12 protein-coding genes are annotated in these 13,838 nt (G+C 53.6%); 8 read left to right on the top strand and 4 right to left on the bottom strand.

The window, feature by feature from the left end:
* Positions 1-95 precede the first annotated feature (95 nt).
* The 7 genes from ACOQPM_RS01905 (at position 96) to ACOQPM_RS01875 (ending at position 9,738) form a co-directional block, all read left to right on the top strand.
* Complete coding sequence (locus tag ACOQPM_RS01905) at positions 96-2,729, top strand: ABC transporter substrate-binding protein (RefSeq protein ID WP_420627531.1); 2,634 nt, start codon at positions 96-98, stop codon at positions 2,727-2,729.
* 232 nt (positions 2,730-2,961) lie between these two features.
* Positions 2,962-4,077, top strand: coding sequence for a CehA/McbA family metallohydrolase (locus tag ACOQPM_RS01900; protein ID WP_420627530.1), 1,116 nt, complete (start codon positions 2,962-2,964; stop codon positions 4,075-4,077).
* A 20-nt stretch (positions 4,078-4,097) separates the two neighbouring features.
* On the top strand, positions 4,098-4,841 hold the full coding sequence (locus tag ACOQPM_RS01895) for a 1-acyl-sn-glycerol-3-phosphate acyltransferase (protein ID WP_420627529.1): 744 nt from the start codon (positions 4,098-4,100) through the stop codon (positions 4,839-4,841).
* 8 nt (positions 4,842-4,849) lie between these two features.
* Positions 4,850-5,626, top strand: a complete 777-nt coding sequence (locus ACOQPM_RS01890; protein ID WP_420627528.1) for a lysophospholipid acyltransferase family protein — start codon at positions 4,850-4,852, stop codon at positions 5,624-5,626.
* A gap of 72 nt (positions 5,627-5,698) precedes the next feature.
* On the top strand, positions 5,699-6,490 hold the full coding sequence (locus ACOQPM_RS01885) for an SDR family NAD(P)-dependent oxidoreductase (RefSeq protein ID WP_420627527.1): 792 nt from the start codon (positions 5,699-5,701) through the stop codon (positions 6,488-6,490).
* Positions 6,491-6,545: 55 nt separating this feature from the next.
* Positions 6,546-8,003, top strand: coding sequence for an FAD-binding protein (locus tag ACOQPM_RS01880; protein WP_420627526.1), 1,458 nt, complete (start codon positions 6,546-6,548; stop codon positions 8,001-8,003).
* Positions 8,004-8,202: 199 nt separating this feature from the next.
* Positions 8,203-9,738: a hypothetical protein gene (locus ACOQPM_RS01875; protein WP_420627525.1), complete on the top strand. Its 1,536-nt coding sequence runs from the start codon at positions 8,203-8,205 to the stop codon at positions 9,736-9,738.
* Positions 9,739-9,758: 20 nt separating this feature from the next.
* Here ACOQPM_RS01875 and ACOQPM_RS01870 read toward each other — a convergent pair whose 3' ends face one another.
* The 4 genes from ACOQPM_RS01870 to ACOQPM_RS01855 all read right to left on the bottom strand — a co-directional run bounded on the left by ACOQPM_RS01870 (position 9,759) and on the right by ACOQPM_RS01855 (position 12,924).
* Complete coding sequence (locus ACOQPM_RS01870) at positions 9,759-10,121, bottom strand: hypothetical protein (protein ID WP_420627524.1); 363 nt, start codon at positions 10,119-10,121, stop codon at positions 9,759-9,761.
* A 128-nt stretch (positions 10,122-10,249) separates the two neighbouring features.
* Positions 10,250-11,350 carry an ABC transporter ATP-binding protein gene (locus ACOQPM_RS01865; protein ID WP_420627523.1) on the bottom strand — a complete coding sequence of 367 codons (1,101 nt, stop codon included), beginning with the start codon at positions 11,348-11,350 and terminating at the stop codon, positions 10,250-10,252.
* A gap of 247 nt (positions 11,351-11,597) precedes the next feature.
* Positions 11,598-11,939 carry a helix-turn-helix domain-containing protein gene (locus ACOQPM_RS01860; protein ID WP_420627522.1) on the bottom strand — a complete coding sequence of 114 codons (342 nt, stop codon included), beginning with the start codon at positions 11,937-11,939 and terminating at the stop codon, positions 11,598-11,600.
* Positions 11,940-11,949: 10 nt separating this feature from the next.
* A complete protein-coding gene (locus ACOQPM_RS01855) occupies positions 11,950-12,924 on the bottom strand; it encodes a serine/threonine-protein kinase (protein WP_420627521.1) in 975 nt (324 codons plus the stop codon).
* Positions 12,925-13,173: 249 nt separating this feature from the next.
* On the opposite strand from ACOQPM_RS01855, the gene ACOQPM_RS01850 reads away from it, so the two are divergent.
* Entirely contained in the window at positions 13,174-13,818 is a 645-nt protein-coding gene (locus tag ACOQPM_RS01850; RefSeq protein WP_420627520.1) for an FHA domain-containing protein, read from the top strand.
* Positions 13,819-13,838 lie beyond the last annotated feature (20 nt).

Below are 13,838 nucleotides of genomic sequence, written 5' to 3'. Positions count from 1 at the left end.
GCAGGCGTGTCGGAAACGGCGCAGGCCGGCCACTTCAGCGCCGCCCCGGCACAATCCCGAAAAAAATGTCTCACACACCCAAAGGAGAATCAATTATGAAACGGAAATGGTTTATGATAGGCGTTGTGCTTCTGCTGGTGGGCTTTGTGCTCGCCGCTTGCACCAGCGCCGAGCCAACCACAATCGAGGTGACTCGCGTGGTTACCCAAACCGAGACTGTCGAAGTCGAAGGCGACACAACGACTGTGGAAGTTGAAGTAACCCGTGTTGTTGAAGGCGAAACGATTACAGTTGTTGAAGAAGTGCTTGTTGACCCCACCAGCGAAGAAGAGATGAATCGCACAGGCAGTTGGCTGGACACTATCGTCTTCGTCGAGGAGCCCAACCAGGATTCAGCCGTGGCCCGCCTGGCGGCTGAGGACATAGACATGTACGCCGACGACATCGGCGGCGCGGCGGCAGTACAGGCCATTAACAGCGCCGACAACGTCACGGCCGTTACCCAATTCGGCCTCTTCGATGAAATCCTCTTCAACAACGGCACCTGCGCCGACGAAAGCGTCCTCAATCCCTTTCAGAATCAGCAAATCCGCGAAGCCATGAACTGGGCCATTGACCGCGACTACGTCGCCGATGAACTGTATGCCGGTCTAGCCGTGCCCAAATACACCGTTATCCGCGAAGCCAGCGCCGACCGCAGCCGCTTCGCCGCCGAAATTCGCGCCCTGGAAGCCGAATACGCCTACAACCTCGAACGCGCCCGCGAAGTGGTCAACGCAGAAATGGAAGCATTAGGTGCAGAACTGGTTGACGGCCTCTGGACCTACAATGGTGAACCGGTCAGCGTCATCGGTCTCATCCGGATCGAGGACACCCGTCTGGAAATTGGCAATTACTTTGCCAACCAGCTTGAAGATCTGGGCTTTACGGTGGAGCGTCTGGAACGCACCTCTGGCGAACTGAGTCCGTTATGGATCAGCTCCGATCCGGCTGAATGCCAGTGGAACTGGTACACCGGCGGCTGGAGCCAAACCGCCATTGGCCGCGATGACGGCACCAACTTCGACTTCTACTACACGCCACGCGGCGTGCCGTGGCCGTCGTGGCAGGTCTTTGAACCCTCTCCCGAACTGGACGAGCTGTCCCTGCGCCTGTTCAACAATGATTTCGCCAACCTGGAAGAACGCGCCGAGCTGTTCCGCCAGGCGCTACCGCTAGCCAACGAACTGGCCACGCGCGTCTGGGTGACCAGCCGTACTACATTAGTGCCGTACAATGCAAACATCTCCGTCTCCACAGACTTAGCGGCCGGTGTCAGCGGCGCAGGTCTGTGGGCCAAGACAGTGCGCTTTGCCGACGAAGTGGGCGGCTCTATGACGATTGGTCTGCCCAGCGTCTTTACCGAACCGTGGAACCCGATTGGCGGCTCCAATTGGGTGTTCGACAATATGGTTAAACGTGCCGTCGGTGAACAGGCCGTTTACGCCGATCCCAATACTGGTCTGGGCATCCCTGGCCGCCTCGAGCGCGCCGAAGTCGTTGTAAATGAAAACTTCCCGGCTGGCGTCACCTATGACTGGGTAGAGTTCTCTACCGCGCCGGAAATCGTTGTGCCTGACGACGCCTGGGTTGCCTGGGATGCCGAAAATCAGGTCTTCCTGACGGCGGGCGAAGTGTACAGTGAACCGCAAACGGCCGTTTTCAAGAGCACCAGCTACTATCCCGAAGATATGTTCGATACCATTACTTGGCATGATGGCAGCCCGATGAGTGCCGCCGACTTCGTGATGGGTATGATCGTCACCTTCGACTTGGCAAATCCCGACAGTCCCTACTACGACGAATCCCTAGTACCCACCCTGGATCAGTTCCTCTCCTCGTTTAAGGGCGTGCGCGTCGTCTCCACCGACCCGCTAGTCATCGAGCATTACGCCGATAACGCCAGCCTGGACGCTGAGAACATGGTCATTACCTGGTGGCCCGGTTCCGGTGGCGGCGAAGCCTACGGCTTTGGCGATGCGGCTTGGCACAACATGTCGCTGATGCTGCGCGGTGAGGGTAACGGCAGCTTCGCCTTCACGCCCGACAAGGCCGAAGCCAACGAAATTGAGCGCACCAACATGATCGCCGGTCCGTCGCTGGCTATCTTCGCTGGAGAACTGACAACAGCCAGTGAAGAAAACTTCATCCCCTACGCCCCCACCCTGAGCCAATTCATCACCGAGGATGAGGCTGCAGCACGCTACGCCAATCTGGCTGAGTTCGCCCGCCGCTACGGCCACTACTATCTGGGCACCAACATCTACTTCCTGCAAGGCGTCTTCCCCGTGGAGAGCCAGGCCATCCTGCAACGCTACGAAGCGCACCCGGACCCGGCCAACCGCTTTGCCGGTTTTGCAGACCCGGCCATTGCCGAAGTGGAAATTGACGGTCCCAGCCGTGTTACCATTGGCGATGAAGCTGTCTTCGAGGTCTTCGTTGACGCCTTTGGCGAAGCATACCCAATGGACGACATCGAGGGCGTCACCTACCTGTTGTTCGACTCAACCGGCGTGCAAGTGGAAGCTGGCATGGCTACGGCCGTTGAGGACGGTCTGTGGGAGGTGGTGCTAAGCAGTGAAACCACCGACGCCCTGGCCGAAGGCTCCAACCGCCTTGAGGTCGTCGCTGTCTCGAAACTGGTAGCCCTGCCTAGCCTGTCCGATTACCAGTTTGTGACTGCTCCGTAATTCTGACTTGAGAATGGTTCAGCTTTTAAAAGTGAACCATTCTCACACAAATAAAATAGGGGCGGCGTACAGTCGCCCCTATTTAGACTTTGGCATTTTAATGAAGCCTTCTGCTGGTGCAGGAGGCTTTTTTCGTCTATCTACCTCCTAATCAACGGCTCGTGAACTTGGAAAACCGCGTTGAAAATGATAGCATTGCGACGTCCATCATGGTGGACGGAGGAAGAGAGCAATGGAGAAACAAGACGGTTATTTTCACGCTGTCGGCAACATGCACATGCACACCCTGTACAGCGACGGGGAAAAATGGCACGCGGGCATTGCGGAAGATGCAATTGCCGCCGGGCTGGATTTCATCATCGTGACGGACCACAATGTGTGGGTGAATGGGGTGGAAGGGTATTACGGGGATGATAGCGGCCGTATTCTCTTACTCACCGGCGAAGAAATCCACAATGTGCGGCGGGAGCCGCAAGCCAGCCACCTGCTAGTGTACGGCGCAGAGGCAGAACTGGCCGCCTGCGCCCCCAACCCGCAACAGCTTATTGATGCCGTCAACGAACGAGGCGGCTACAGCTTCCTGGCTCATCCCCATGAACACGATTGCCGCCTCTTCCCCTACCCCAACCTGGGCTGGCACGATTGGCCCGTAGAAAATTTCACCGGTCTGGAAATCTGGAACTACATGTCCAGCTTCATCAACGCGTTGGTTCACGCCTTAGACAGGCTGCCCATACAAATTGAACTGCTCGATAAGCTAACGGCCGTTCGCCTCGCCTTTAACCCAGAGAAGTACGTGGTAGGGCCAGAGCCGCGCACGCTGGCACTATGGGATGAGTTATTGGCGCAAGGGAAACGAATTACGGCCGTTGGCAACAGCGACGCCCACGCCACCCCCATGAGCATGGGGCCGTTTAAGCGCATCATCTTCCCCTACGAATACCTATTCCGCGCTGTGAATACCCACATTTTGTTGGAACGGCCGTTAACTGGCGACCTCATCCAAGACAAACAGATGATCCTCCGCGCCATTGGCAAAGGCAATAGTTGGGTAGGGTACGATATGCCCCACAACACGAAAGGGTTTCGCTTTAGTGCTGCCAGCAAAAGCAAAGGAATCATGGGCGAAGCTGTTCAGTTGGATGCGGGCGCAACGCTGCAAATTAGCACCCCCACCCGCTGCAACATCCGCCTCATCCGGCATGGTAAGCTGGTCGCCAGCATAGACAACGATACTCATCTTACCCACATCCCCACCGAACCAGGCGCGTATCGCGTGGAATGCACCCTCCCGTTCAAAGGGCAGGAACGCGGCTGGATTTATAGCAATCCCATCTATCTCTTGTAGCGTATTTTGAAGGTTTGCCCATGTCATTTATTCGCGGATATTATCGGCTCTCACTTTCTGCACTCATCTTATCCTCTTTTGCTGTTCTCATTATTATTGGCTCCTTTTTGCCCGTAACCATCAAAAAAGTCCCCCTGTCGCTGCGGCTGGCTCAGGTCATGGTAAAATCCATTTTGTGGATATTGAACGTGCGCGTTATCTGCCCAGAAAAAGAAAAGCTGCAAGGATTTGATGGCTTCTTTTTCCCCAACCACCTCTCTTATGTGGAGGTTTTGGCTCTATACGCCGTGATGCCCACGCGCTTTTTGGCTAAAGCAGAAATTCGGGAATGGCCAGCAGTGGGCATTATTGCCGCCGCCATTGGCTGTGTATTTGTGCAGCGCGGCGACAAGCAATCCCGCCAGGAAGCACGCCAGGCGCTAACAAAAGTCGAAACATTCCCACCCATCACCATCTTCCCGGAAGGCAAGCGCGGCCCTGGCGATGCGCTGCTGCCGTTCCGCTACGGCGCGTTTGAGATTGTAACGCAGGGTTGTTTTGCCTTTTTGCCCATCGCTGCTACCTTTAGCAATCTGGAAGTTGCTATTTGGCATCGAAAGGAGAATTTGCTCAAGGCCGCCTGGCGATTGGCTAGCCAGCCAGAGAAAATTGTGGTGAATTTAGCCCCGCTGGAACCACATCATCCCACCCCGGAAGACGACCCAGTTGCATTGGCAGAAAAGGTGCATGGGGAATTAACGGCCGTACTCTACCCAACCGAGTGAGAAGATTCATGAGATTTATTCGCGGCACCAGCCGACTCATCATTGTCTTTATCATGCTCATTCTCATCACGCTGCTGGTGCTGGCCACGGCCTGGATCCCCGTTCGCATTAAGGGTGCTCGGCTCTCTGCCTGGCTGCTGCCCACCTTTTGCCGCCTGATGCTGCCGCTATTCAATGTGCAATTTACCGCCCTGGAAGCAGAACGAATCAGGCAGCATGATGGCTTTATCTTTCCCAACCATCTCTCATTTTTAGATATTATCCTGCTCATAAGCATTTTTCCGCTGCGCTTTGTGAGCAAAGCAGAGATTGCCAACTGGCCGTTTGTCGGCTGGGTAGCGCGAGCGGTGGATACGGTTTTTGTAAAACGAGAAGACAAAGATTCGCGGGAGAAAGCGCGAGATGCCCTGGCGCAGCTGCGTACCTTTCCAGCGGTGGCGCTATTCCCGGAGGGTGGCATTTACCAGCCGCCCGACGAGCTAAAACCGTTTCGCTATGGTGCATTTGAGATTGCCCAGGCAGGCGGTGCGGCGTTCATCCCAGCGGTATTCATTTACGAGCCTTTGGATATTGTGTTTTGGCGGGATGAGCATTTGCTAACGGCCGTTTGGCGTTTTGCTAGCCGTCCAGAACCAGTCAAGGCACGGCTGTTCCTGCTGCGAACAGTCCACCCCGCCCCAGAAGACGATCCCCGCCAGCTAGCGCTGGAATCACATGGTGCCATGGCGGCCGTCTACAAGCACGGCGGCAACCGGGGAAGCGATGTGATCCAGTCGGGAATTTAGTGACTTTCTTGTGGTAAAATGCCACGTACTCAGTGAACAAACACGCACACAAAATAAGGCAATCAAATTTTTATGACATCAACAAACTCTACACCTCCCCCTACCCGTCCTTTAGAACCACAAAAACGCGCCATCGTTGTGGGCGCCTCATCGGGTATTGGGGCAGCGCTGGTGCGAGAGTTGGCGCACAGTGGCTACCGAGTGGCTGCCGTGGCCCGGCGCGAGGCGAAGCTACAAGAATTAAGCGATTTGGTAAATACGGCCGTTGCGCCCCAAACCGTCCTCCCCTACAGTCACAACGTTACCAACTACGATGAAATCCCTAGCCTCTTCCAAACCATCGTGCAGGCGCTGGGCGGGCTAGACATGATCATCTACAACGCAGGCGTCCAGCCCCCAGTAACTGTAGATGAATACAACTTTGAGAAAGACCGTAAAATGCTTGAAGTGAACTTGCTAGGAGCCATTGCTTGGCTCAACCAGGCCGCACTCCGCTTTGAGCGCGCCAAGCAAGGGCAAATTGTGGGCATCGGCTCCATCGCTGGCGACCGGGGGCGCGTTGGCTCACCAGTGTACAACACCAGCAAAGCAGGCTTCGCCACCTACCTGGAATCGCTGCGGAACCGCCTCACGAGGCATGGCGTCAGCGTCACCACCATCAAACCGGGCTACGTAGACACCGTGTTGCTGGCTGAAAATGCAGCTAAACCGTTCTGGGTGATCTCGCCGCAGGAAGCGGCCGTTCAAATTCACAAAGCGGCCAGACGACGCAAGCAAACGGTGTACGTGCCCGCCCGCTGGGGGCTAGTTGGCCTCATCATCCGCCACATCCCCTCCATCATCTTCCGGCGACTCAGCTTCTAAAATTTTGGACACAGATAAACAGTGACTGTGTCCAATCAAATAACAATCAACTCACATGATAGAAGAAAATATTCAACACGAGACAGACATTCAAACGCAACTTCCTTTACCAGCGGAACGTTTAGAGGCAGTAGCTGGTTGGGGGGGCGCGAACAGCGGCATGGCGTATCTGTATCGCCCCAGCACGGTGGCACAGCTCCGTGAGATTTTCCAGTGGGCAGCCCAAAACGGCCGTACCGTTGGCTTCAGGGGGGGCGGCAATAGCTACGGCGATGCGGCCATGAACGATGAAAGCATTCTGCTAGACCTAACCCGAATGAATCGCATTTTGGACTGGGACCCGGAAAACGGCCGTATCCAAGTTGAACCCGGCGTTACCCTCAAGCGCGTCTGGGAATACGTGATTCAAGATGGTTGGTGGGTGCCAGTGGCCACTGGCACGGCCAAAATCACCGTCGGTGGCGGGGCGGCCATGAACGTACATGGCAAAAATGCCTGGAAAGTGGGTACCTTTGGCGACCACATTTACGAATTTGACCTGATGCTGCCCAACGGCGAAATAAAAACGTGCAGCCGCGAGCAGAACAGCGATCTCTTCCACGCCGCTATTGGGGGCTGTGGCCTGTTGGGCTGCTTCACCAGCCTCACCCTGCACCTCAAGCGCGTCTACTCCGGCCTGCTGGCCGTCGAAGCACTTACCAAACCAAATCTAAGCACAACCATGCAGTGGTTTGAAGATTATCTCCACAACTCCGATTATCTGGTGGGCTGGCTAGATGCCTTCAGCAAGGGCAAGCGGCTGGGGCGCAGTGAACTGCACCGGGGCATTTACCTAAAACCGGGCGAAGACCCCAATCCGCAGCAAACGTTGCGCCTGGAAACACAACAGATTCCGCCAGAGATTATGGGCTTTTTCCCGCGTTCGGCGCTGTGGCGGTTGCAACGGCCGTTCTGGAACAACTTCGGGATGCGCTTTGTGAACATTGGCAAATTTTATGCCGCCCGCCTGCGGGATGGCGCAAAATACCGGGAACCCCACGCCCACTTTCACTTTTTGCTCGACTCGCTCGACTGGAAAAAACCGTTCGGCCCCGGCGGACTGATTCAGTACCAGCCCTTCATCCCCGCCGAGAACGCAGAAGCAGCCTTCAGCCAAATTTTGCAACTTTGCCAGCAGCGCCGCTTGCCCAACTTCCTCACCGTCATGAAGCGGCATCGGCCAGACCCATTTTGGCTAACCCACGGGCTAGATGGCTACTCGCTGGCGATGGATTTCCGCATTACGCGGCGCAACCGGGCGCGGATGGTCTCACTGGCTAAAGAGTTGGATGAGATAGTGTTGGCGGCAAACGGCCGTTTCTACCTGGCCAAAGACAGTACCCTACGCCCTGCCGTTGCCCAAGCTTACCTAGGTGAAGAAACAATCCAAAAATTTGTGGCACTTAAGCAACAGGTCGATCCACAAAACCGACTGCAAACCAACCTCTGGCGCCGCCTGTTTGGTTCACTTTGACCTCGCGGTTGTGCCGACGACGATGAATAAAATCCGCAAATTACGCAGATTTTCATAATTTTTCCGTAAGCGTTCAGACTTTTGAAGTTTGCACCTCTAGCAATCGTCACAAATTAGCCTGAAAACTTCAAAAGTCTCCAGAGGGACTGAACGGTTACATTTTTCCTTCATAATTCATAATTTCCATTGGAGAAGTCCCATGCCCCGCACCTACATTTCTGTTCTGGCTCTGCTAATTCTCTTTTTGTTGATGAGCATCCTCACCCCCCTGGCCCGCGCCGATGCCCCACTGCCATTGCCTAGCAATACCGTCACAGCCTTGCAAGATGAACCAGCCGAAGAAGAAACCCAAACCAACCCTGGCGACTCCTTCTTTGAGGGCGTTGGCGCCATTTTCGCCACGCTTGGCGTGTATGTGGTCACCATGTTTACCATGGCCATCGGCACAGAAATTGTGGTAGACATTTTCAAGGGAATTTTGGGCAAGCCGCTTGGCTTAAAAAGCCAGCCCAATTCGCGCAAAACATTGGCCGAATACCAGGCGTTTTTACCTGGCCAGCTAGAAGATTTGGGCGTTTCGGCCGAAGCCAAGCTAAAAATCGAGAAGCAAATTGCCCAGCTCAACAAGCTGCTGGAACCGGCATTCACGGCGGAGGCTGTGGTGAATCACCTGCGACAAAAAGAGTTTACGGCCGCTCTTGCCGCCGCTGGTCTGGAGAATATTGGGAATGACCAAATCGGCCAAGCGAAGGAAGTGACCCAGGCACAGCTAGACCAAGTAGTGGCTCAAATTGACACCACCACCTCGTTGGGCAAAGCGGTGCAAGTGGCGCTGAAGCGGGGTGATTTGGTAGAGAAGGCACACCGGGCGATTGATCGGTTGGCGCGGCAGGCAACGGCCGTAACCGCCGAACAACTTTACCAAGCCACCGCCACCCTGGTCACTGGCGAAGTGGCCGATGGCGTTACTGCCTGGACCCGCGCCTACTTCAACAGCCTGCAAGAAGAAAGCTACGAAACAGCCCTCTCTGTGTATGAAAATCAGCTAGAACCCCAAATTTTAGCCTTTGGCCTGCCAGAAAAATTGCAAAATCAGCTTACCGAACAGTTCAAAGAATATCTAGAAAATCTACGCACCTATCGTGGCACCGACGTTTATCTGGAATCGCTCAACCGCTTTTTAGCAGAACTTGAACAGCAGCGAGACCAGGTTCGCAGTGGAATCGGGCAACTATGGCGCACCTTTGTCAACTGGTTCAAGCGACTGCTCATCCGCACCCCCAGAATCCAAGACCCCATGCTCACCCCCAAAACCTACGATCCACACATAAAAGACAGCACCCACGCCGCCGCCAAGCTGGTAGACCTGGAACGATACGATAAAGAACTGGAAAGCAAACGCATCCGCCGCACTCGCTTTCTTTCGGTGCTTATTGGCATCTTTTTGGCCTTAATGCTGCAAATTGATTCAGCCGATTTGCTCCAGGATTTATTCCCAGCCGATGCCAACTTCTTAAAATTGACCATCCTGGATTATGACTTTTTCTTACGCTATGGGCTTAACAATCATCGGCTATCAGCGGGAATTATCCTGACGGGTCTGGCCGCTAGCGCTGGCTCTGGCTTTTGGCACGACCAGCTTTCGCGCCTGCAATCTATCAAGAAAGGTGTGGACCAAGCGCAGGCAGCCCTGCAACCCATCATCATTCAAACACAGAATGCCAGTGAACAGTAAACGGTGAACGGTAAAATCGATTACTGACGCTTGTACTGGTTGTAGCGGGTGAAGAAGTCGTGTTCGCCAACGAGGGTGGTAAGGCGCATGTGCAGCGGACGGCCGTCTTCCACCTCGTAGGCTAGCGTTACCTGATTCCCAATAATTTCGCGCACTAGCACCCAGTAAGGAATTGTCATCGCCTCTTTTGGGCGCATCTCCCCGTCTTTGCTTTCCTGCCGTCCGGCCAATAACTCATCTAGGCGCACTAAATATTTGTCCGCTGCTGGAATCGTATCCAGGATCACAGCCCGGAACACCGCACGAATAAAGTCGCCGTCTGGCAGCTTCCACACAAATTGCACCGGGAACCACTCCCCCACCATTCGTTTTGCTTCAGGCATAACTTTCTAATTTAGCCACAGAGTGCACGGAGAGAAATGAGAAATAGCATTTCTCTAATTCCTCTGTGACAAACAAAAAAGCCGCCTCCCAGTTGTTGGGAGACGGCCGTTTCAATTAAACAACTAACTTAGCGAATGGCCTCTTCCGTATTCTTATCGAAGATGTGCATGTTGCTCATGTCCATCACCAGACCAATCTTGTTGCCAAAGCCAACGCTCATGCGAGTGTCAACCGTAGCAACTAAGCTGTTGCGACCAGAATTGAGGAACAGATGTTGCTCATGACCCAACAGTTCAACAACTTCAACCGTTGCTTCCATCGGTGCAGCCTGAATGCTCGGCGGGGCAAATTCGGGCGCATGTACATGCTCTGGGCGCACACCGAAAATAATTTCTTTGCCTACATGGCTGTCATACGCCTGCTTGCGATCTTCTGGAACCTGAACGCGGAAGTCGCCAGTATCAACATACAGATTCCCTTCTTCACCAATCAGCGTGGCATCGAAGAAGTTCATGCTGGGGCTGCCAATGAAACCGGCCACAAAAACATTATCCGGAACGTTATACAGATTACGTGGGGAGTCGATCTGCATCAATTTGCCATCGCTCAATACTGCAATGCGGTCACCCATCGTCATCGCTTCTACCTGGTCATGGGTCACATAGATGAAGGTGGTGCCCAGCCGCTTGTGCAGCTTGCTGATTTCGGCGCGAGCCGTAACGCGCAGCTTGGCGTCCAGGTTAGACAGCGGTTCATCCATCAAGAAAACAGCGGGTTCACGAACAATGGCGCGCCCTACAGCCACACGCTGCCGCTGACCACCAGACAATGCTTTGGGTTTTCGGTCAAGCAATTGAGCCAAGCCCAATATGTCCGCAGCTTCTTTAACGCGCTTGTCAATTTCTGCTTTAGGGGTCTTACGCAGTTTCAGACCAAAGGCCATGTTGTCGTATACAGACATGTGCGGGTACAAAGCGTAGCTTTGGAAAACCATGGCAATGTCTCGATCTTTAGGAGGAACATCATTCACCACGCGGTCACCAATGAGAATTTCACCTTCGGTGATCTCTTCCAAACCTGCAAGCATCCGCAGGTTGGTGGATTTACCGCAGCCGGAAGGGCCAACAAAAACCACAAACTCTTTGTCTGCAATTTCCATGCTCAGGTCTGTCACCACGGTGACGTCGCCGTAACGCTTGTACACATGCCGATAACTTACACTTGCCATTTGTATCTCCTTGAAAATATGAAGCGTGAAGGGTTGGGTTTATCTTCACGCACACAAACAATTACCGTCTGAACGGCCGTTTCCTTCACTCAATTGGGGCTACACTACTTGTAAACTTGACTTGTAAACTTGTGTTGGTTTTGCTAGTTCACACAAAATCCTAAAAGAGGATGAGCAACTATAACGGCCGTTTTCACCACTGTCAAAAGATTTTATAAAAATGTCTAAAAGCGTGGTGTTTGCTCTTCTATTCGTCTTCCAGAGCCAAAATATCTGCCAAATTACCATCTAAAGCGGCCAATTCTAAAATGCTGGGTGGTAGATCAGGCGGCAGATAGTTAGCATAAGCGTTAATCCAGTTGGCCACTGTTTGGTGGTTTACCGCCAGCAAACGCCCAATCAGGCGCAAGCTCAACCCCTCCAAATGGAGCGCCAGCGCTTGGTGGCGTACTTCTTCATCGTACCCTTGCTCTTGCGGATTTGGCGTGTAGCGGCAACCGCACTTTTTACAGTGCATGCGCTGGCTGCCAGCGGCGGTAAAACCATGCTTAATTTGGTCTGTTTTGGCAAAGCATCTAGGGCAGCTCAAACAGTTTTCCTCAGACAATGGTTAACAAAACGGCAACAATAAAGAGCAAAAATGCAGCCAGCAGCAGTAGCCAGTTAGCCCGCAGTGCAGCGCCCAAACCAAGGGGGCTGGGATTCGGCAATTTGGTGCCGGGGCGCGACTGTAAGCCAAAAAAGACTTGCCGAAACAGCTCGACGTTAGACGGCCGTTCATCCGGGTGCATCTCCATCGCCCACTGAATGGCGTCAGAAACGTGAGGCGACACAGCTTCATTGAGCTGCTCCGGTGGCGGCAGCGAAGCTGGGTTCAAAAAGCGGGCCTTGGCATCTGGGGGCGGATAATCTGTCAGTAAGTGATAAAACGTCGCGCCCAGCGCATAAATATCAGAACGCACGTCGGTGTGGCTACCGTCGCCGCCGTACTGCTCCAGAGGCGTGTACAGTGCCGTGCCCCGCCCTTGCACGACCGTAATGGTGCGCTCATCATCGGTGGACATCACCTTCACCAACCCAAAATCCACCAATTTAATACGATTATCCAGCGTCAGCTTAATGTTAGCGGGCTTAATGTCTCGGTGCAGCACGGGTGGGGTTTGCCGATGCAGGTAAGCTAGTGCATCAATTATTTGTTCAGCCCAATCCAAAATCTTATCTTCAGATAACGGTCCCTTGTTTTCCTGCAGCAGTTGACGCAAATCTTTGCCCGTTACAAAATCCATGACCAGATAATCACGGCCGTTTTCGGTGAAAAAATCAGACACTTTAGGCAGGCTTGGATGGTCAAGTTGGGCTAAAATACTGGCTTCCTGTAAAAATTGTGTCTGTGCTTGCTCTCGGTACGTGTCATCTGCGTTGGCATCGGGCTGAACTTCTTTGATGGCACACAACCGGCCAGGCAAACGCAAATCCTCGGCACGGTAAACGCTGCCCATGCCGCCCTGGCCCACAATGTTGGTCAGCTTGTAACGTTCACGTAAAATAACACCTGCATCAAGGGTAGCAAACATGCGTTTATTGTATACTGGACGCATGATCTGGAACAACAATGTTTTCAAGAGATTGGGGGCACAATCTCCAATTTTCACATTTGGCTGAGAGTGATTAGACTTTACAAAATAAAGAGGTAATAAGATTGTCTTTCCCGCGCAGGCGGGAAACCAGTGGACGCCCGCGCAGGCGGGCGTGACAGGGAGAGGATTTTTATTACCCAGTTAAATCGTTAAATTCAATCACTCCTAGTGAGAGGGATGAGTACCATGAATGAAAATCCGGTTTTAGTTGCCCGTGAAGGACAATTAGTTGGTCAACGCTGGACAATTGAGAATGATGATTTTTTAATTGGGCGCGGCTCAGATTGCCACATCGTGCTACCAGAGCGGCAAGTTTCTCGTCATCATGTGCGAATTACCCAGGAAGACGGCCGTTACACCCTGCATGATCTCGGCAGCCGTAACGGAACCCACCTAAACGGCACGCAAATTGAAGGGCAAGCCATCCTGCAGGATGGCGACGAAATCTCAATTGCCCTGGCTGTAAAACTTGTGTTTGTGGGCACCGATGCCACCATCCCCCTCACCTTCGAGCCACCCACTGCAGAAGGCAACCTGCAAATTGATAAAGCTGCCCGTGCCGTCATCATCAATGACACAGAGTTAGAACCGCCCCTTTCTCTGGCGCAATTCCGTCTGCTAGAGTTGCTGTACGATGCCGAAGGTGCCGTGTGTAGCCGAGATGCCATCGTGGAGGTGGTTTGGCCTGGCACCGATGGATTGGGCGTTTCAGAGCAAGCGATTGACGCCCTGGTTCGTCGCCTACGTGACCGACTGGACGAGCTAGATGAACACAACTACATCGTCACCGTGCGCGGCCACGGCTTCCGCATAGATAACGAACCACATTAGTTTGATGTAACGCTCAAATG

The sequence above is a fragment of the Candidatus Leptofilum sp. genome (assembly GCF_965223525.1).
Classification (GTDB): Bacteria; Chloroflexota; Anaerolineae; order Promineifilales; family Promineifilaceae; genus Leptofilum.
Note: the sequence above shows the minus strand (reverse complement) of the source record. Positions and strands in the feature narration are given on the sequence as shown.

Bases quoted from the DNA above. Each gene is read 5' to 3' on its own strand.
- ACOQPM_RS01905 (WP_420627531.1), top strand. From the start codon at position 96: ATGAAACGGAAATGGTTTATGATAGGCGTTGTGCTTCTGCTGGTGGGC.
- ACOQPM_RS01895 (WP_420627529.1), top strand. From the start codon at position 4,098: ATGTCATTTATTCGCGGATATTATCGGCTCTCACTTTCTGCACTCATC.
- ACOQPM_RS01890 (WP_420627528.1), top strand. From the start codon at position 4,850: ATGAGATTTATTCGCGGCACCAGCCGACTCATCATTGTCTTTATCATG.
- ACOQPM_RS01875 (WP_420627525.1), top strand. From the start codon at position 8,203: ATGCCCCGCACCTACATTTCTGTTCTGGCTCTGCTAATTCTCTTTTTG.
- ACOQPM_RS01885 (WP_420627527.1), top strand. From the start codon at position 5,699: ATGACATCAACAAACTCTACACCTCCCCCTACCCGTCCTTTAGAACCA.
- ACOQPM_RS01880 (WP_420627526.1), top strand. From the start codon at position 6,546: ATGATAGAAGAAAATATTCAACACGAGACAGACATTCAAACGCAACTT.
- ACOQPM_RS01855 (WP_420627521.1), bottom strand. From the start codon at position 12,924: ATGTTTGCTACCCTTGATGCAGGTGTTATTTTACGTGAACGTTACAAG.
- ACOQPM_RS01900 (WP_420627530.1), top strand. From the start codon at position 2,962: ATGGAGAAACAAGACGGTTATTTTCACGCTGTCGGCAACATGCACATG.
- ACOQPM_RS01865 (WP_420627523.1), bottom strand. From the start codon at position 11,350: ATGGCAAGTGTAAGTTATCGGCATGTGTACAAGCGTTACGGCGACGTC.
- ACOQPM_RS01850 (WP_420627520.1), top strand. From the start codon at position 13,174: ATGAATGAAAATCCGGTTTTAGTTGCCCGTGAAGGACAATTAGTTGGT.
- ACOQPM_RS01870 (WP_420627524.1), bottom strand. From the start codon at position 10,121: ATGCCTGAAGCAAAACGAATGGTGGGGGAGTGGTTCCCGGTGCAATTT.